Raw genomic sequence first — 19,074 nt, 5'->3', positions numbered from 1 at the left:
GCGATGCTGACACAGGCGCGCAAGATGTTCTACCGCGCCCGCGGTTACTATGCGGGCAACCTGAACGGTGAGCCGTTTCGTCTGGACCCTTATCACTCAAAGTTCTGGCGCAAAGCCTCCACAGGCCAGTGGGAGCCTGAAACCTTTGCTGTTCTCGACCGGTATCTTTCGCCTGAAAGCGATTACCTGGATATCGGCGCATGGATCGGACCGACCGTTTTATACGGCGCGCGCAAGGCTCGCCATGTCTGGTGTTTTGAGCCAGATCCTTCGGCCTATCGATTTCTGGCGTGGAATCTGGACCTGAACCAGATCAGGAATGTCTCAGCCTTCGGGGTCGCTTTGTCTGACAAGTTCGGCGTGGCCCGCATGGCGTCGGTCTGGGGTGAGCCCGGGGATTCGACCACATCCCTGCTGCACAATGAAGCCCATGGGAATGACGCGCTGACGATTACATGGGAGCAGTTCCAGTCGACCTGTGATCTGTCGAAGGTTTCACTGGTCAAAATGGACATTGAAGGGGCGGAGTTTTTTGTACTTCCCACGCTAATACCCTGGCTCAAACAGCATCGTCCCCCATTGCTGCTGTCAACACATGCGCCACTACTGAATGAGGAAGACCGAGCCGACAGAATGAAGCATCTGGCCGACCTATTGTCGTTTTACGATACATGCCAGCGGGAAGGTGCTGCGTCAGATCACTCGATGACGGATGAGGGTGCCTTGACCCGCTTCCAGACCTATCTTTTCACGTCCTAGTACGATCAGAAACAGCTGTCTGCGGATTGGGAAGAACGCGCGAAACGCTCCCCCCTTCCGCGATCCGAATATCAGTATAGCGTGTGGGTATTGACCGCTTTGCAGCGTCCGACACCGCTTGGCCGGTTAGTTACATTCGCCTGCGGAAAACGCGCAATCATCTCGAACTCATTCGTTTGCGGGTTCATCATTGCGGTGTAGGACACACGCACTTGACCGCCCGAGTTCGCCATGAGGCTGACCCGCCAATTCATCTGGTATTCACCGCGTCGGTTGACCTTGAACTTGGTGTCCTTGGGTTGCTGTTCGTTCCTACCCGCCGATCTGTTGTCTTCGCCGATCACCCAATCATAAGCCCGAGCACGCTTGTTTTTAGCATCAACACTCAGCCAAACCTCGGGCGGGATCCACCCCCGAGCTTCCATACTATGAAGCTCACACATATAGTTCGCAACTTCGGCTTGCGCGGCAGCGGCCAATACAGAAAAACCAATAGCAAGAAATTTTCTTTTCATTTTCAGCACCTTTTTGTCAACTGGATGGTGTGGGTATCTGTTTGCATTTTCCTCGGGCAAAACCATCTCGCGGCAGGTACGCACTGTGTGAGGTTGATCGTGTGGTCGCCTTCAAAGTTCGGCGGTCCAGAAACACTGTGAACTCGTGATTGAGTAGATCGATCGCGTCAATACGCGACTCGTTCGACGCGTAGCTTCTGCCAGTCGCAGAATAGACATAGTCTCGACCGACCCAGGCAACCGACAAGTTTCGAATACTGTCGCGCTTGACCCTGGCTGGTCCTGGCTGTGTATCGATATCTGGCATCTCGATCTCATGGATATAGGCGGAACGACCATATTCATCGACCGAAAACACAAGGAATTCGGGAGTCGGTTTGTTGACAAGGCCATGGCCAAACTTGCACTCATACGTCTCTGTAAAGGTTTGAGAAGCTGAAACAGCCGGTATGGACAAAAGTCCAAGCGTCAATGCAAATGCTATCTTTTTCAAAGTATTACTCCGCTCTTTCCTTACCTTTGGAATGGTATCTCAACGCAGATCCCGTTTGCGTTTCCGTCATGTGAAGATTGTACATCCGAATTCGAGCTGGCTATTGCCTTCATTGTTTCGCGATTCAGGAAAATCGAAAACTCTTGGCGCCCTAAATCAAGAACCATCCTGCGAGGGTCACCGCTTCTGGTTCGTCTGCCAGTTCGTGAAAACGTATAGGCGTCGCCCGGCCAACTGATCGAAAGTACCCGAAAGCTGTTTCTGTTGATAGAAGCCGATCTTTTCGGCGTGTCTATACCCCGCATTTCAACTTCGTGGAGCAACGCCTGGCGCCCGTACACGTCAACTGAAAAAACAACGCGGGTCGGAGTTGGCCGATTTGCCAGGCCTTTGGCAAAAACACACTCAAATGTCTCTGAATAAGTCTCGGCTATGGCCACATTAGGTATAGTTGAAATAGCAATTAAGCCGCTTGCGATTAGTCTAAAGAAATTCATAATAAAGTTCTTATTTTTCAGCCTTTTGGTGATCGTTAGCCCAATCACACCGCTCCCGCAACAGGAGAAATCGCGCAACGAAATTCTCGACAGACCCTGTTGTGTGTCCCACACTCAAATCGCTTTGCAGCAGCACAAAATTCGATGGCCGCCTGTCCAGGACGAGGCGGCCATCGAATAAAACGTCAGATGTGTAGACAGGTCAGTAAACGCCAACCTCACTGCCCGGTTGCGCCGCAACCTTCAGCAGTTTGAAAACGTAATCCGCAGCCGAACGAAAGCAGACCACGCGGAAAGTTTCGGCATCGTCCATCCAGAACGCACCTGCCACTTGCGCCAGGCGCGAACGGCGGATTTGGCCGAGTTGGAAGGCCTCGGCCGACAGATCAACCGGAGCGACTTTGCCCAACACTTCTCGTGCGCTGGCGCCTGATATTGTGAAGACCGCGCGGGCATCCGAGACGTTGACGGCCAGTGCGTGAGTTTTTCCCAAAGCTTTGATAATTGCGGCCAGTTTGGCCTCGACCTCGGCATAAGGGACCAGCACCAGCAGCTCGTCCGGTGACATCCAGCATACGCCGGTATCTCCGCTGACCAGCGCCTCGCGCTGACCGGGTACGTTCTGCCCAGTCGCGTCCTTGACGGCCTTGGCGAGGCTTTTGTCGGACAAGTCACCGCGCAGGGTGATCATACCCTGCAGGCCACATTCCCTGACATTGGCGATGCCATCATAGCTGGCGTGGTTCAATGCGCTGATGGGTTCAGACATTCTGCTTCTCCCCGTCCTTGTCGAAGAAGATCGGGTCCACGATCTTGGCTTTGTAGGTTTTGCCGTCCGTGCCCGGGAACTCGACGATTTCACCCATCCGGTCCGGGCCGTGCTTGATCAGGCCCATAGCGATCCCTTTACCGAGGTTGGCCGAGTAATAGGTCGAGGTCACACGCCCGATCATGTTGCGCTGACCGTTGGCATTCACACCCTCACCGACCGCATAGGCACCGTCCGGCAAAACTGATCCATCCACAGTCTCCAAACCGACCAATTTCCAGCGTTCTGGATCGGCCATGTGAGTCCGTGAATGGGCGCGTTTACCGAGGTAGTCCCCTTTCTTTTTCGACAGCGCCCAGTGCAGCCCAAGATCCTGCGGGATCACGGTGCCGTCGGTCTCGTCGCCGATCATGATAAAGCCCTTCTCGGCCCGAAGAATGTGCAGACATTCTGTGCCATAAGGCATCACACCGAATTCCTTGCCTGCCTCCACCAGGGCGTCCCAGAACGCCTGACCCTGCGAGGCAGGAACGGCGATTTCGTAGGACAACTCGCCCGAGAACGAGATGCGATAGGCGCGGCAGTCGAACGCGCCGATCTTGCCATCGCGCCATTCCATGAAGGGCAGCGCCTCGCGGCTGACATCCATACCGCCCAGCTTTTCAAGAACCTTGCGGGCGTTCGGGCCGACCACAGCGACCTGAGCATATTGCTCGGTCACGTTGGCGACATAGACTTTCCAGTCCCACCATTCGGTTTGTAGCCATTCTTCCATGTGACCATGGATACGCTCGGCCCCGCCGGTGGTGGTGTGGCACAGCCAGGTGTCCTCATCGATGCGGGCGACCACGCCGTCGTCAATCAGAAAGCCGTTTTCCGAACACATCAGGCCATAGCGGCATTTGCCGACCTTCAGCGTGGACATCATGTTGGTGTACAACATGTCCAGAAACTTGCCTGCGTCGGGGCCTTTGACGATCAGCTTGCCCAGCGTCGATGCGTCCAGCAGGCCAAGGTTTTCGCGGGTGTTCTTCACCTCACGGTTCACGGCGTCATGCACGGATTCACCAGGACGGACATAGGCGTAAGTCCGGCGCCAGTGGCCGACCGGCTCCCAGTCCGCGCCGTTCTTGTCGTGCCAGTTGTGCATTGGGGTCTGACGGATCGGCTGGAACACTTCACCCCGCGCTTCACCGCCGATCGCGCCCATCGAGATGGGGGTATAAGGCGGGCGGAAGGTCGTGGTGCCGACCTTCGGGATTTCGGATTCCAGCGCATCAGCCAGAATCGCCAAGCCATTGATATTGCTCAACTTACCCTGATCCGTCGCCATACCAAGTGTGGTGTAACGCTTGGTGTGCTCAACACTCTCATAGCCCTCGCGCGCGGCCAGCTGCACGTCCGAGACTTTGACGTCGTTCTGGAAGTCGAGCCAGGATTTCATGCGCAGCTGGATTTCGGCGTTTGCCGGCATCAGCCAGACAGCCTCCATCGGTGCTTCTGCAGTGGTTTCGCCAACCGGAGCCTTGATGTTTTTCGGCTTGAACCCGGCCGCCTTGGCTGCTGCTTTTCCTACAGTGTGGGCGTCAGTCAGAACATCGCCCAGCGCCAACGCGCCATTCGATGCCCCGGCGGCCAGAACAAAGCCCTCACCATTTGCGCCCAGCGGCGGGCGTGAGGGATCGGGGCGGAAAAAGGCATTCGCGTCATCCCAGGTCAGCTTGCCACCGCAATGAGACCACATATGAACGACCGGCGACCAGCCGCCCGACATGGCCACTGCATCTGCTTCAACCTCTTCACGAGCGCCTCCAACACCTTCCTGGTTGCAGATGGCGACTTTTTTGACGCGCTTGCCGCCCTTGACCTTGGCAATGGCCTTGCCCGGATCGACGCGGATACCCAACTGGCGGGCTTCCTCTGCCAAAGGTCCAGCCGTTGCCCGTGCGTCAACAATACGCAAAACATCCACACCCGCTTGCTTCAGCGTAATCGCGGTGCGATAGGCGTCGTCATTGTTGGTGGCGACGATGACACGTTCGCCCGGGGTTACACCCCAGTTCACGGCATAATCGCGCATGGCCGAGGCCAGCATCACACCCGGAACATCGTTACCCGCAAAGGACAACGGGCGTTCAATTGCGCCGGTTGCAGTCACAATTTGCTTGGCGCGGATACGCCAAAGGCGGTGGCGCGGGCCCTGCACGCCCGGCGTGTGGTCTGTCAGGCGCTCATAACCCAGAACGTAACCATGGTCATAAACACCCGCGCCCATGCAGCGAGAGCGCATGGTGACGTTGTCCATTGTTTCGAGTTCGGAAACCAATTGCTCCACGAACTTATCCACAGGCTCATCATTGACTGTGCCGCCGTCAACCGGAGCGCGACCGCCCCAATGTGCGCTCTGCTCAATCAGCAGAACCTTGGCACCCGAAGCTGCCGCCGCCTTTGCCGATTGTAGGCCAGCCACACCGCCACCGATGACCAGAACATCGGTGAAGGCATAGAAGTGCTCATAGGTATCGGCATCGCGGCTGTCCTTGTCGGGCGCTTTGCCCAGACCGGCAGACTGACGGATGAACGGCTCGTAGACGTGCTTCCAGAACGGTTTGGGGTGGATGAACGTCTTGTAGTAGAAGCCAGCCGGCAGGAACCGGGCGAATGCCGTATTCACCGCGCCGATGTCGTGTTCAAGGCTTGGCCAATGGTTTTGCGAAACCGCAGTCAGGCCGTTGAACAGCTCGGTCGTGGTGGCGCGCTGGTTCGGTTCAAACCGGTTGCCCTGCCCCAGCCCGACCAGAGCGTTTGGCTCTTCCGCACCGCTGGCGACAACGCCGCGGGGGCGGTGGTATTTGAACGACCGGCCCATCATCATCTGATCGTTGGCCAGCAGCGCCGAGGCAAGCGTGTCGCCCTCATAGCCCTGCATCGACGTGCCATTGAAGGTAAATGTGACCTTTTTCGACCGGTCAATCAGCCGGCCTTGTTTTGCGAGACGGGTGCTCATTGTGCGGACCTTTCGCGGGTGGAGGCGTCGGAGCCTCCGGCGGGAGTATTTTTGAAAAGATGAAGCATCAGGAGAACTCTCTCCAGGTCCATCCGGGACGCTTTGCGGCGATGGCCTCTTTGATGTCCTGCGGTGGCTCGGAGGTCTGAGCCGTGTAAGTGCCAAACACTTCTAGCGTGCTTGTGCAGCGCGCCGCGTGAAACCACTTGCCACAGCCATTGGCATGGCGCCAGCGTTCAAAGTGTACGCCTTTGGGGTTTTCGCGCATGAACAGGTAGTCGTGGAACTCGTCATCCGACGAGCCGGGACCAAAACGCTTCAGATGCGCCTCGCCACCGGCGGCCAGTTCTGTTTCTTCGGCATCAACGCCGCAGTAAGGGCAATTCAGGATCAGCATGTTGTCATCCTTTTGGCGGTTGGTTGGCGCAGCGGCCAACCAGAATTCTGTTTCTTGGCAACCTCGGACCCACCTTCAGTGGGCCACCCCGGCGGCCACGCTTTCATCGATGAAGCGGCCTTCCTTGAAGCGGTCCAGCGAGAAGGCCTCGGTCAAAGGTGAATGACCTGTGGCCATCAGCTGCGCCATGCCCCAGCCCGAGCCAGGGATTGCCTTAAAGCCGCCGGTGCCCCAGCCCCCATTGATAAAGCAGCCCTGCAGCGGAGTTTTCGACAGGATAGGCGAGCGGTCACCGGTCATGTCCACAATCCCACCCCACTGGCGCAGCATCTTCAGGCGCGAGATCATCGGGAAGGTTTCGACCAAGGCGCGGACGGTTTCCTCGATATGATGGAAGCTGCCACGTTGGGTGAAGTTGTTGAACCCGTCGGTACCACCACCGATCACCATCTCGCCCTTATCAGACTGAGACATGTAGCCGTGAACGGTGTTGGCCATCACGACCACATCCATGCAGGGTTTGATGGGTTCGGATACCAGTGCCTGCAATGCGACGGCTTCCAGCGGGAGACGGAAGCCCGCCATCTCGGCCAGTTGACCGGAGTGGCCCGCAACGACGATACCCAGCTTGTCACAATCGATGGCACCCTTGGTGGTGTCCACGCCGACGACACGACCGTTTTCCGAGCGTACGCCGGTGACCTCGCATTGTTGGATGATATCCATACCCATCGCCGAACAGGCGCGCGCATAGCCCCACGCCACGGCATCGTGACGCGCAGTGCCCCCGCGTTCCTGCCAGAGCCCGCCCAGAACCGGATAGCGGGGACCGTCCAGATTGATGATAGGCACAAGTTGCTTGACGCGTTCGGGTCCGATCCATTCGGTCTTCACACCTTGAAGGGCGTTTGCATGGGCCGTGCGCTGATAGCCGCGAATCTCATGCTGGGTCTGCGCCAGCATGATCACGCCACGCGGGCTGAACATGATGTTGTAGTTCAGATTCTGGCTCAGATCCTCATAAAGGCCACGTGCTTTCTCGTAGATCGCCGCTGAAGGATCCTGCAGGTAGTTCGAACGGATGATCGTTGTGTTTCGACCCGTGTTACCACCACCCAGCCAGCCTTTTTCGATCACCGCGACATTCTGAATGCCGTAGTTCTTGCCAAGGTAATACGCGGTCGCAAGACCATGCCCGCCAGCACCGATGATGATGACGTCATAACGTTTCTTGGGCTCGGGCGAACGCCAGGCGCGTTCCCATCCGGTGTGATAGCGCAGGGCCTCCCGCGCGACAGCAAAGGCTGAGTAGTGTTTCATAAGCGAATCCATCCGGTTCGGTGATTGCGCGCAGATATGCCGCGCGGCGACAGTTTAACCGCGCCGCGCAACGCCGCAATATCGCACTATTGCGACATGTCGTTCATTCGCGGCCATTTGTCCCTTTTGTCGGACGCCCCACAGGTCTAAGTCAGGGCAGTATCTTCGGAGGGGCCATGACGTTCTGGGTTCTGATTTTTCTTGTCGCGCTTCTGATTGCGGCATTTCTGAGCTTCACATTGCTGCGCAAACGCCGCGGGGATGAACCTGCGGCGGCGTACGATCTGCGGGTGTATCGCGAACAGCTGACCGGTGTGGACCGGGATTTGGCGCGCGGGGTGATTGGTGAGGCAGATGCGGAACGGGTCCGCACCGAAATCTCCCGACGAATTCTTGCCGCTGACGAACAGATGAAAAAGGGTGGCTCGGGTGCCGGGCCATCACGGACCGTCTCGATTGTGACAATCCCGGTTGTCATGCTGATCATCATCGGGGGCGCGATGGCGATGTATCATCGTATTGGCGCCGTCGGGTTGCCCGACATGCCCCTGACCGCGCGACTCGAACTGGCTGAGGAGGTCCGTGCCAATCGCCCGTCCCAGAACGCCGCAGAAGAACTGGCGACCCCACCTCAAGCGGCCCAGCTTGACGAAAATTACGTGTCTCTTCTCAAGCAGTTGCGAGAAACCGTTGCGGCCCGTCCGGATGATTTGCAGGGGCAGATGCTTTTGGCGCAGCATGAGACCAATTCGGGAAACTTCAAGGATGGATATACCGCGCAACAAAGGGTGATCGAACTGTCAGGCGACGCAGCCACAGCCGAGCATTACGCGGATTTTGCCGAGATGATGATCCTGGCTGCGGGTGGATATGTGTCGCCCGAGGCTGAACAGGCTCTTGCCGAAACTTTGAAACGCGATCCTCATCACGGTCCGGCCCGGTATTATTGGGGGCAAATGCTGGTTCAGACCGGACGACCAGACCTTGCCTACCGCATTTGGGTTGAAACGCTGAGGGAAGCCCCAACAGGCGCACCATGGGCAGGCGCGATCCGGGATCAGATAGATGAGTTGGCCTTTCGGGCAGGGGTTTTCAATGCACCGGACCTGAGCGCACCGTCCGGCCCAAGTCGCGAAGATATGGCCGCAGCAGCGGAAATGAGCCCCGAGGAACGGCAGCAGATGATTCAGGGAATGGTGGATCAGTTGTCCGACCGCCTGGCGACAGAAGGCGGCGCGCCCGAGGAATGGGCTCGTTTGATCGCCGCACTGGGTGTTCTGGGTCAGGGCCAACGGGCCATGGATATCCACAATGAGGCGCTGGAGGTGTTTGCCGGAAACACCGAGGCGTTGCAGATCATTGGTGCCGCAGCCCTGCAAGCCGGGATCGCGAAATGATCCACGACGTGTTCGAAGACTTCGCCAAGGCGCTGCCCCCGATGCAAGCGCTGATTGGGCTGGATCTGGGCGAAAAGACCATCGGTGTCGCAGTCTCCGACCGGATGCGGGGCGTGGCCAGCCCGTTGGAGACTGTAAGGCGCAAGAAATTCACACTCGATTCCGCCCGGTTGATTGAAATTGCAACGGATCGCGAGATTGGCGGCATTCTGTTGGGTCTTCCCAAAAACATGGACGGCACAGAGGGGCCGCGCTGCCAATCTACGCGGGCATTTGCGCGAAACCTGTCCCGTCTGACGGAATTACCTATCGGATTCTGGGATGAACGGCTGAGTACGGTTGCGGCAGAAAAAGCACTGCTTGAGGCGGATACGTCACGAAAACGTCGCGGACAGGTTATTGATCACGTTGCAGCAGGTTATATCTTGCAGGGAGCGCTGGACAGGCTGCGCTTTTTGTAACAGGTCGGAGACCGATCGATGACGAACATGGTTTGGAAGCGCAATGAGGTCGAAAGCCCTTGTGTCCAGATTTGTGTTGTCCATCCAGCCGAGCGTATCTGCACCGGATGTTACCGCACGATTGACGAGATCTCTCGCTGGTCCAGGATGGACAGCAGCGAACGCGCTGAAATCATGAACGACCTGCCGTCTCGTAAACCGCGGCTCAGCAAGCGGCGCGGCGGGCGTGCCGCTCGCATGAATGGCTCCTGACCGATCAGCCTAGACGTTTTGACGACATTTCTGCCGGCTGTGCAGCGCTTTTCGGGATAGGCGCGTTCGGCGCGGTGCCCCGTAATTCTTTCTGAAACAGAAACGCAATCTCGGATTGGCTGGTTTTGGACCGCCGATCATCATTGCCCACGCATTCCGATTGCAGCACGTCAGCCGCACGTTTGGTCTTTTTGGTATTAGTGAGTCTTCCGATCAAAGTCTTTAGTGGCATTGCGGACGTCCCGTTTCCAGTAACCGTGCCACTGCGGGTCGAGTTCGAGCTCCGAGGGGGTCTAGCTCTTGAACATTGAGGTTCAACGTGAGTGGTAACCCGCAGCGACAGGGTGTGGCTAAAGGTATTTCCCGTCACAAGTAGGGGGAAAACACGCGGCCTTTGATCGTTTTTGACGCTTCAATCAAGAAAAACTCTCAAAAGCACATAATTTCCTAACGTCACTTTTCGACCCGACTTTGCCGAGACTGGGAAAGCTGGGGCCGAAGCTGCGGGAAACCCGCCGTCAGCAGTCGAATCATGCCTGACATCGCACGACCGGATTTGAGGCTGCATCACGAACCTTGACCGATTGGGTATTGCCTGCTCAGGCGTTTCACAGTCGAGGGTTTTATCCGGCGGCAAGCCAAGCCCTGGCGTTGTCGTATTCTTCAGACGGGAAAAACTGAGTCCGGGTTCCTAACACATGGCTGGCGACCTTCTGCGCCATGCGCTGCCAGCTTTTGTCCCCAACGATGGCAGCTCGGTCCAGTTGTCCGATATGTCGGCTGGCCAACCGGAAATGCGCCGCAAGCGCTGACAGCCCTTGCCAGCCATCAAATTCCCTGAGGTCTATCAGCAGGCGAAAGCCTGGCCGGTCCTGTAACAATGCATCCAGATCACGTTCTGCCTGTTTGTACCATTCAGGGTCCAGCTTGCCCAATAGGCTGATCTGAACACATGGGCCGCTCAGGTCAGTCACGTGGATCGATCCCAGGGACTCACGCATCCAGCGTCGGGCCGCCTCAAGCTCGGTCAGATCGAACACCTGAACCGGACAGGGCAGAATGGGGGCCGCCAGACGAACGCTTGTCTGCACCCAGCCCTGATCCGCCACAACAGCGATCCGGTCGAACCCGCGCCAATGGCTTAACCCCAGCTTGGTGTCAGACCAGGCCGCGCCCAGATCGTACCCCTGGAATTCAGGTTGTATTATCGCCAGCAGCCGAACCGTGTCATGTTCGGTCAGCGCAGCCTCGATCGCGGGAACCAGAGTATTGGCGTAATCGGCGCTGGTCACTTGCCCCGACAACTCGACTTCTATGAGTGCACCGTCAGAATTCGTATGAACCGTCATCATCGGTCAAAACCTCCAAAGCCAATTAATGACAGGACGTTAGGCGGATTCGATCCATTCGGCTACTCCACCGGAGCATTCGGGGCGGAAATAGGCGATCATTCGACCATCCTGCCCCGCCGTCGCCCCTGCGGCCCAGGGAGCAACCCCGTGCAGGCAATGGCGGTGCAGCAGATAGGCCTCTCCCGGCTTTGCAGGCACCTCGATCCTTGGGCAGGTCGCAAACACCTCGCGACGGGCGGATTGGTAGATATCCGTTATGTCAACGTCGTGCAGGACCTCAGGCGGCATCCCTTCAAGCGCCTGCCTGAACGCGGCCCGTAGAATGTCATGACTGCCGTCCCACACCACCATCGGAGACGCGTCTGCGCTGGCCTCGATCAGTGGAATGCCCAGAATCCAGGCATGAGGTTCGTCAACCCGGCGGCGGCGATCCGGCCCTGTTGGGCGCAAACCGTCCACATGGGCCGCATCCCTGTTTCGACGGTAGCGGGTGGCCGCTTCATTCTCGCCCCGGCGCGGGCGCGGATAACCCGGATATACAACAGAAATCTGCCCCTTGTGCAGCGGTAAATCTCCAAAGTGTTTGTCGATGAATGCCATGGCCTTGCCGATCAACGGCCCGGACTGCCCGACCCTGCCCTTCGTGTCATTGGGCAGTGCGTCGACACCGATGAACCACGTCCCTTCGCAATCCAACCATTCCGCGTGGACCGGATCCTTTGTAGACGCCCGTGCGGCAGGCAAAGCGTGGTTCACCCATTCGGCCAGCACCGGATCATACGGGAATTTCACCCAGCCCCGGGCCGAAAAATCGCTCATAAGCCCACGGCCTTGCGCAGCATGTTCAGCGCGACCAGCGTCAGGAACACGGCGAAGACACGTTTCAACGGTTTTGGGTCCATTGCATGGGCCAGCTTTACCCCCCATGGCGCGGTGATCATTGTCATTGCGACAACGATCCCGAAGGCCACAAGATTAACCGCGCCAATGGTCAACGGGGGGCGATGCTCGGGCGCGATATCCACAAACAAGAACCCAATGACCGAGGGCACGGCGATGATCACCCCAAACCCGGCCGCGGTCGCGACCGCGCGGTGGATAGGGGTGTTATAGAGGCTCATCAGCGGCACACCGAAACTGCCGCCGCCGATGCCCATCAGCACGGAAAGAAACCCGACCAGAGGGGACAGGACGGCCCGTTTGATACCACCGGGCATTGAGTCGCCCAACCGCCATTCTGCGCGACCCAACCCAAGATAGGCACCGATCACCATGCCCAGAATTCCGAACAGTGCCTGCAAAGCCTCGGTCCGCAGCGCCGATGCGACCAGCACTCCGACAATTGCGCCGACGACAATACCCGGCCCCCAACCGCGCAGGATATCCCAGTCCACCGCACCCTTCTTGTTGTGGGCAAGAACTGACCGCATCGACGTTACAATGATCGTGGCCAGCGACGTCGCCAAACAAAGCTGCATCAATTGCGGACCACCATAGCCAAGCGTTTGAAACGCATAGAAGAACGCGGGGACTAAAACGATACCGCCGCCCACTCCCAACAGCCCGGCAAGCACACCGGCCAGCGCGCCGATCACAAGCAAAAGGCCCATCATCTGGGCCAGCAAAATTGTCTCGGGCATCGTCCCCCCTTTTGCCGTCTAAACCTCGACCATCGGCGCTATGTGGTTCAGGGCCTGTAGCATGACTTCTGGCCCGGCCCCTTCATGCACGGCCCCTTCGGACAAGGCGCGCCGCCACGCCCGCGCACCGGGACGCCCCGCAAAGAGACCCAGCATATGCCGCGTGATCTGGTGCAAACGCCCGCCATTGGCAAGGTGCCCCTCAACATAGGGCACCATTTCTTGAACAACCGTCATCGGATCGCGAACGGTTCCAACGCCAAATATGCGCCGGTCAGCATCTGCCAGGATATCACCGGGTTGATGATAGGCCGCCCGACCGATCATGACACCGTCAAGACCCGCGTCCAGATGTGCTGCTGCTTCATCCAAGCTGGCGATACCACCATTGATCGATATATGCAGATCCGCAAACGCGGCTTTCATCCGATGCACAAGGTCATAATCAAGCGGTGGAACATCGCGGTTTTCCTTGGGGCTCAACCCCTGCAACCACGCCTTGCGCGCATGGATCGTTACTCTTTGACAACCTGCCGCACTGATCTGCTCAAGAAACGCAGGCAGAGCTTCTTCGGGCTCTTGATTATCCACACCGATGCGGCATTTGACCGTGACATCCACATTGACCGCGTCGCGCATTGCTGCGACGCATTCTGCAACCCGCGCCGGATCTTTCATCAGAACCGCCCCGAAAGTACCAGACTGCACCCTGTCCGACGGGCACCCACAGTTCAGATTGATCTCATCATACCCTGCATCAGCACCCAAACGCGCCGCTTGCGCCAGCTCCTCTGGATCGGACCCACCCAACTGCAAAGCCACGGGATGTTCCTGCGGTGAATGGTCCAACAGATGCAGCGCCCCTCCCCGAACAAGCGCTGGTGCGGTTACCATCTCGGTATACAGCAGGGTTTCCGAGCTAAGCAGCCGATGAAAATACCGACAGTGGCGGTCGGTCCAATCCATCATGGGGGCAATGCTCAGCGTGGCATGGTGTTGAATGTTATCTCTTCCACGTGCAGTCAACTCAACCATCCTCAAGAGTACGAAACCCGCAGCTATCATAGAAAAATCGTCGAAATAAGCCAATTTTTGAGGAGTCGCCAAAAGAAGCTGCTTTGCGGGTTCAGGCGTCGCATCAAATCCGATCGCCGCGCTTTCAACACTGAGAAAATCTAACCACTCTCTGACTTGCCGCAGACAACGCCATTGTGGAATATGTTCAATGGATTAACAGATACTCCCATGATGTTTTCACTGCTGGAAATGCGAGACGCGAGCTTTGTCGGCAGGACCACTTTTGCACTCAACCAAAAACTATGTCGAGCAGCCACATCTGACCCAAAAATCAAAATTTGATCAAATTTGGTGACAAATCCGATCCATTGAAGTACATCACGGGGAAACAGAATTGACGGAGCCCCAAATGGACCTGAGCGCCCTGCACAGTTTTCGTGTGACTGCCTGTGACCTGAACGGTCAGATGCGGGGCAAGCGCGTGCCCCCTGAATATGCGAGCAAGCTGGAGAAAGGTGCAGTGCGAATGCCGTTCTCGGCGCTCAATGTCGATCTCTGGGGCGCGGACATCCACGGCAGTCCGCTGGTGTTTGAAACCGGCGATGCCGATGGCGTGCTGCGACCAACCGACCGGGGCCCGGTGCCTGTCCCCTGGCTTCCGAAAGAAACGGCGCTGGTTCCGATGAGCTTGTATGACGATGCAGGCACTCCGTTTGCGGGTGATCCGCGTCACGCTCTGTCTGCCATTCTTGACCGATATGCCAAACGCGGTTGGTCGGTCGTCGCGGCGACCGAACTGGAATTCACACTCATCGATGCCTCGGGCGCGCAACCGCAACCTCCGTTGAACCCGATCACCGGGCGCCGCCTGCTGCACGAATCCGTTCTGTCGGTCGCTGAAATGGATGCGTTCGAGGATTTCTTTACAGACCTCTACGATGGCTGCGCCGCCATGGACATCCCCGCGCAAACCGCCATCTCGGAAAGTGGCGTTGGCCAGTTCGAAATCAACCTGAATCATCAGGATGCCATGCGCTGCGCCGACGATACGTGGCTTTTCAAGGCGTTGACGCGCGGCCTGGCGCGCAAACACGGGTTTGCCGCAACATTCATGTCAAAACCCTATGCCGATGATGCGGGCAATGGGATGCATGTGCACTTCTCAGTGCTGGACCAACGCGGTCGCAATGTGTTCGACAATGGCGGGCCTGAAGGGACCAGCATTCTGCATTCCGCTGTCGCGGGTTGTGTGGCGGCCATGCCAGGCAGCACGTTGATTTTTGCTCCGCATGGCAATTCATACACCCGGCTTGTACCGGGTGCGCATGCGCCGACCGGGGCCTGCTGGGCCTATGAGAACAGAACAGCCGCAATTCGCATCCCGGGCGGAGCACCAGCAGCGCGGCGCATCGAACACCGCGTCGCGGGTGGTGACATCAACCCTTACCTGATGCTGACGGCGGTATTGGGCGCAGCCCTTGTCGGGATCGAAGACGGCCTGCACCCCCCTGCCCCGATCACAGGCAATGCTTACGATATTGAAGACCTGCCCCAACTGATGCCGGACTGGGCAACTGCAATTGACAAGTTTGAAACCGACCCCCTGGTCGCCCGACTTTTCTCGGCTGACCTGATCCAGTACCTGACCATGACCAAGCGACAGGAAGTTGAACGATTTGAGCGTATCACTCCTGAAGATCACTGGCTGAGCTATCTCGAGGCGGTTTGACCCCCCTTGCCGCCTCATTCGGACTCAGCTAGAGTGAATTTGATCAAATTTGGTGACACATGAAAATCGGCATATTACAAACCGGCCACACACCAGATGCCTTGCATGGCGAATTCGGCGACTATGATGAGCTGTTTCCTGCACTTCTCGGTGGCAACGGATTCGAGTTCCAGACCTTCGCCGTGGTCGACGGCATATTCCCAAGCAGCGCGGATGACGCAGATGGCTGGGTCATTACCGGTTCGCGCCACGGCGCGTACGACGACTTGCCATGGATCGCCCCACTGGAAGACTTGGTCAGAGAGATACAGCAAAGCGGAAAGCCACTGATCGGCGTATGCTTTGGGCATCAGATTATCGCGCAGGCACTGGGCGGCAAGGTCGAGAAATTCAAGGGCGGTTGGGCTGTCGGACGCACTGAATACGAGTTTGACGGCAACACTGTCTGGCTGAATGCCTGGCATCAGGATCAGGTTGTCGAGCTACCCGAAGGGGCGCGCGTTCTGGGTCAGAACGCATTTTGCGAAAACGCTATGCTGGCTTATGGAGACACGATCTGGACGGTTCAGGCCCACCCTGAGTTCACCAATGGGTTTGTCGCGGGCCTGATGCGCACACGGGGAAAAGGCGTCGTCCCCGAAGACCTGATGCGCGAGGCCGCAAATCGCGAAACCGCTCCGGATGACAACGCCACAATCGCGCGCCATATGGCCGAGTTTTTAAAGAAAGAGAGAGCCTGATGGCTGATTGGACTGATAAACTGCCGGAAGCCGCCAAAGCCTATTTCCACGGACAGCGGCTGGACGAGGTTGAATGTATCATCTCGGACCTTCCCGGAATTGCGCGTGGCAAGGCCGTGCCTGCCACGAAATTCGCCAAGCAATCCTATTTTCACCTGCCCGACAGCATCTTCTTCCAGACCATCACGGGGGACTGGGGTGAAGCCGCGGGTGACGACGGGTTCATCGAAAAGGACATGATCCTGAAGCCCGACTATTCGACGGCTTCAGCCGCGCCCTGGACCGGGGACTGGACGCTGCAGGTGATCCACGACGCCTATGACCGGGATGGTGATCCGATCCCTTATAGCCCACGCAACGTGTTAAAACGCGTGGTCCAGCTGTATCACAACCGAGGCTGGAAACCGGTTGTTGCGCCAGAGATGGAGTTCTTTCTGGTCGCCCCCAACGTCGATCCCGCACAGGAAATCAAGCCGATGATGGGGCGTTCTGGCCGCCCCGCTGCGGCGCGGCAGGCGTATTCGATGACTGCGGTGGACGAGTTCGGCCCGGTCATCGACGATATCTATGACTTTGCCGAACATCAGGGGTTCGAAATCGATGGCATCACCCAGGAAGGCGGTGCGGGCCAGTTGGAGATCAACCTGCGCCACGGCAACCCGGTCAAACTTGCTGATGAGGTTTTCTACTTCAAACGCCTGATCCGCGAAGCGGCATTGCGGCATAATTGTTTTGCAACCTTCATGGCCAAACCGATCGAGGAAGAGCCGGGCTCGGCCATGCATATCCATCATTCAATTATCGACATGGAGACCGGCCAGAACATCTTTTCGGGCCCGCAGGGCGGCGAAACGGACGCGTTCTATCACTTCATTGCCGGGTTGCAGAACCATCTGCCCGCCGGTCTGGCCGTGATGGCACCTTATGTGAACTCGTATCGTCGTTACGTGAAAGACCACGCGGCGCCGATTAATCTGGAATGGGCTCGCGACAACCGCACTACAGGCATTCGCGTTCCTCTGTCCGGACCTGAATCGCGCCGTGTCGAAAACCGCATCGCCGGTATGGACTGCAACCCGTATCTGGGCATCGCCCTGTCGCTGGCGTGCGGCTATCTGGGTCTGGTCGAACAGGAGCGTCCGCGTCGTCAATTCTATGGTGACGCCTATGAAGGCGAAGGGGATATCCCCCAGGTCATGGGCGATGCGCTGGATCTGTTTGACGAAGCCACCGCCCTGCACGAAATCCTTGGCCCTGAGTTTGCCCGTGTCTATGGCATCGTAAAACGGGCCGAGTATGAAGAATTTCTGCAGGTCATCTCTCCGTGGGAACGGGAACATCTGCTGATCAACGTCTGAGACTTTTCGTGAACCTGCTCTATTCCAATGACCGCAAGGGCGAATATCCTGCCAGCTGGTATGCCGCGACGGCAAACCCAACGGAACGCTTTCCTGTTTTGGCCGAAGATATTTCGGCGGATGTCTGCGTTGTGGGCGGCGGCTACACAGGCCTGTCCGCAGCATTGCATCTGGCCGAGGCGGGGTTAGATGTCGTTCTGCTTGAAGCCCACCGTGTCGGATTTGGTGCCTCGGGGCGCAATGGTGGCCAACTGGGCAGCGCGCAGCGGATGGATCAGGAAGACCTTGAGCGTCTTGTCGGAGACGCGGATGCCGCAAAGCTGTGGGACCTGGCCGAAGACGCCAAGGATCTAGTCAAATCACTGATCGCCAAGCATCAGATCGCGTGCGACTTGCAACCCGGTGTCGCGGTTCTGGGTCTGTCAGCTTCGGAACGAAAAGAGCTGCATAACCATGCAGACCATCTGTCCGACCGGTATCACTATGACCAGATCAAGCTACTGGATGAAGAAGAAGGCCACAAACTGTGCCCCTCACCCGCTTACAAGGGCGGGTATCTGGACATGGGGGCCGCTCATCTGCACCCATTGAACTTTGCGCTGGGGTTGGCGCAGGCTGCGGCCAAAGCGGGTGTTCGCATTTTTGAGGGCACCGAAGTCATCGAAATTGACGAAACCCGGCCTGCGCTGATCCGGACCGCCAAGGGGAACGTGAGGGCCGACCATGTTGTGCTGGCCTGCAATGGCTATCTTGGCAATCTCAACCGGACCGTCGCGGCCCGTGTCATGCCCATCAACAACTTCATCGCAGCGACTGAACCCCTTGGCAGCGAGGCTGCGCGGGTCCTGACTCAGGATGTCGCGGTCGCGGATACCAAGTTCGTGGTGAACTATTTCCGCCTCAGCGCCGATGGCCGGCTTCTGTTCGGTGGCGGCGAAAGTTATGGCTATCGTTTTCCTGCGGATGTCGCGGCGAAGGTCCGCAAGCCGATGACCGAGATTTTCCCACATCTGCGCGATGTCAAAATCGACTACGCATGGGGTGGAACTCTGGCCATTACCATGCGGCGGATGCCTTATCTGGTGCGTATCGCACCCAATATTCTGTCTGCTTCCGGCTATTCCGGCCATGGTGTAGGCACCGCGACCCACGCCGGGCAACTGATGGCACTGGCCATTCAGGGGCAGGCAGAAGGGTTCGATACAATGGCCCGCGTGCCAACCCTGCCTTTCCCCGGCGGCTCCGCCTTGCGCAACCCGCTGCTGGTGCTGGCAATGACATGGTTCGCCATGCGAGACCGGCTTGGGATCTGATCCACGTTACTTGTAACAAATTGGTAAATTTCCGCTGGCACGGCGATTGAGGGCTTGG

Annotated in this window: 17 protein-coding genes; 8 read left to right on the top strand and 9 right to left on the bottom strand. The window is 57.8% G+C overall.

The features are described from left to right. Positions 1-3 precede the first annotated feature (3 nt). Positions 4-759: an FkbM family methyltransferase gene (locus tag ACR0EK_RS00325; RefSeq protein ID WP_480538155.1), complete on the top strand. Its 756-nt coding sequence runs from the start codon at positions 4-6 to the stop codon at positions 757-759. 71 nt (positions 760-830) lie between these two features. Here ACR0EK_RS00325 and ACR0EK_RS00320 read toward each other — a convergent pair whose 3' ends face one another. The 5 genes from ACR0EK_RS00320 to ACR0EK_RS00300 form a co-directional block, all read right to left on the bottom strand. Further along, positions 831-1,334 (bottom strand): hypothetical protein, encoded by a 504-nt coding sequence (locus ACR0EK_RS00320; RefSeq protein WP_480564173.1) that lies wholly within the window; start codon positions 1,332-1,334, stop codon positions 831-833. Between the two features lie 1,132 nt (positions 1,335-2,466). After that, positions 2,467-3,033 carry a sarcosine oxidase subunit gamma gene (locus ACR0EK_RS00315; RefSeq protein ID WP_480480299.1) on the bottom strand — a complete coding sequence of 189 codons (567 nt, stop codon included), beginning with the start codon at positions 3,031-3,033 and terminating at the stop codon, positions 2,467-2,469. Beyond that, the gene (locus ACR0EK_RS00310; protein WP_480564170.1) at positions 3,026-6,040 is read right to left on the bottom strand and encodes a sarcosine oxidase subunit alpha family protein; all 3,015 of its coding nucleotides are present in this window, start codon (positions 6,038-6,040) and stop codon (positions 3,026-3,028) included. The genes ACR0EK_RS00315 and ACR0EK_RS00310 overlap by 8 nt, the downstream gene beginning before the upstream one ends. Positions 6,041-6,107: 67 nt before the next feature. After that, the gene (locus tag ACR0EK_RS00305) at positions 6,108-6,437 is read right to left on the bottom strand and encodes a sarcosine oxidase subunit delta (RefSeq protein ID WP_480473438.1); all 330 of its coding nucleotides are present in this window, start codon (positions 6,435-6,437) and stop codon (positions 6,108-6,110) included. Positions 6,438-6,512: 75 nt separating this feature from the next. Beyond that, positions 6,513-7,757: a sarcosine oxidase subunit beta family protein gene (locus ACR0EK_RS00300; RefSeq protein WP_480564167.1), complete on the bottom strand. Its 1,245-nt coding sequence runs from the start codon at positions 7,755-7,757 to the stop codon at positions 6,513-6,515. A gap of 176 nt (positions 7,758-7,933) precedes the next feature. Between ACR0EK_RS00300 and ccmI the strand changes: the two genes are divergently transcribed. The 3 genes from ccmI to ACR0EK_RS00285 are packed head-to-tail and all read left to right on the top strand — an operon-like array spanning position 7,934 to position 9,867. Further along, positions 7,934-9,154, top strand: a complete 1,221-nt coding sequence (ccmI, locus tag ACR0EK_RS00295; protein WP_480564164.1) for a c-type cytochrome biogenesis protein CcmI — start codon at positions 7,934-7,936, stop codon at positions 9,152-9,154. Continuing rightward, positions 9,151-9,615 carry a Holliday junction resolvase RuvX gene (ruvX, locus tag ACR0EK_RS00290; RefSeq protein ID WP_267365234.1) on the top strand — a complete coding sequence of 155 codons (465 nt, stop codon included), beginning with the start codon at positions 9,151-9,153 and terminating at the stop codon, positions 9,613-9,615. The genes ccmI and ruvX overlap by 4 nt, the downstream gene beginning before the upstream one ends. An 18-nt stretch (positions 9,616-9,633) precedes the next feature. Then, positions 9,634-9,867 (top strand): DUF1289 domain-containing protein, encoded by a 234-nt coding sequence (locus tag ACR0EK_RS00285; RefSeq protein WP_209503450.1) that lies wholly within the window; start codon positions 9,634-9,636, stop codon positions 9,865-9,867. 623 nt (positions 9,868-10,490) lie between these two features. Here ACR0EK_RS00285 and ACR0EK_RS00280 read toward each other — a convergent pair. Genes ACR0EK_RS00280 through dusA form a run of 4 tightly spaced genes read right to left on the bottom strand, consistent with a single transcriptional unit; the run spans position 10,491 to position 13,894 of the window. After that, positions 10,491-11,219 carry a SpoIIAA family protein gene (locus ACR0EK_RS00280; RefSeq protein ID WP_480564161.1) on the bottom strand — a complete coding sequence of 243 codons (729 nt, stop codon included), beginning with the start codon at positions 11,217-11,219 and terminating at the stop codon, positions 10,491-10,493. 36 nt (positions 11,220-11,255) lie between these two features. Then, positions 11,256-12,038 carry a hypothetical protein gene (locus tag ACR0EK_RS00275; RefSeq protein ID WP_480564158.1) on the bottom strand — a complete coding sequence of 261 codons (783 nt, stop codon included), beginning with the start codon at positions 12,036-12,038 and terminating at the stop codon, positions 11,256-11,258. Beyond that, positions 12,035-12,859, bottom strand: coding sequence for a sulfite exporter TauE/SafE family protein (locus tag ACR0EK_RS00270; RefSeq protein ID WP_480473444.1), 825 nt, complete (start codon positions 12,857-12,859; stop codon positions 12,035-12,037). The genes ACR0EK_RS00275 and ACR0EK_RS00270 overlap by 4 nt, the downstream gene beginning before the upstream one ends. Positions 12,860-12,877: 18 nt before the next feature. Continuing rightward, positions 12,878-13,894, bottom strand: coding sequence for a tRNA dihydrouridine(20/20a) synthase DusA (gene dusA / locus ACR0EK_RS00265; protein WP_480564155.1), 1,017 nt, complete (start codon positions 13,892-13,894; stop codon positions 12,878-12,880). 391 nt (positions 13,895-14,285) lie between these two features. Between dusA and ACR0EK_RS00260 the strand changes: the two genes are divergently transcribed. From ACR0EK_RS00260 to ACR0EK_RS00245, 4 genes are read left to right on the top strand one after another with little or no spacing between them, the layout of a single operon-like run. Continuing rightward, positions 14,286-15,605: a glutamine synthetase family protein gene (locus ACR0EK_RS00260; protein WP_480564151.1), complete on the top strand. Its 1,320-nt coding sequence runs from the start codon at positions 14,286-14,288 to the stop codon at positions 15,603-15,605. Between the two features lie 59 nt (positions 15,606-15,664). Next, entirely contained in the window at positions 15,665-16,345 is a 681-nt protein-coding gene (locus tag ACR0EK_RS00255; protein ID WP_480564148.1) for a type 1 glutamine amidotransferase, read from the top strand. After that, positions 16,345-17,703 (top strand): glutamine synthetase family protein, encoded by a 1,359-nt coding sequence (locus ACR0EK_RS00250; RefSeq protein WP_209596891.1) that lies wholly within the window; start codon positions 16,345-16,347, stop codon positions 17,701-17,703. The genes ACR0EK_RS00255 and ACR0EK_RS00250 overlap by 1 nt, the downstream gene beginning before the upstream one ends. Before the next feature lie 8 nt (positions 17,704-17,711). Next, positions 17,712-19,016, top strand: a complete 1,305-nt coding sequence (locus ACR0EK_RS00245) for an NAD(P)/FAD-dependent oxidoreductase (RefSeq protein WP_480564145.1) — start codon at positions 17,712-17,714, stop codon at positions 19,014-19,016. The last annotated feature ends 58 nt before the right edge of the window (positions 19,017-19,074 follow it).

It is taken from the genome of Ruegeria sp. AE4 (genome assembly GCF_056542185.1).
This window is presented reverse-complemented; position numbering and strand designations above follow the sequence as displayed.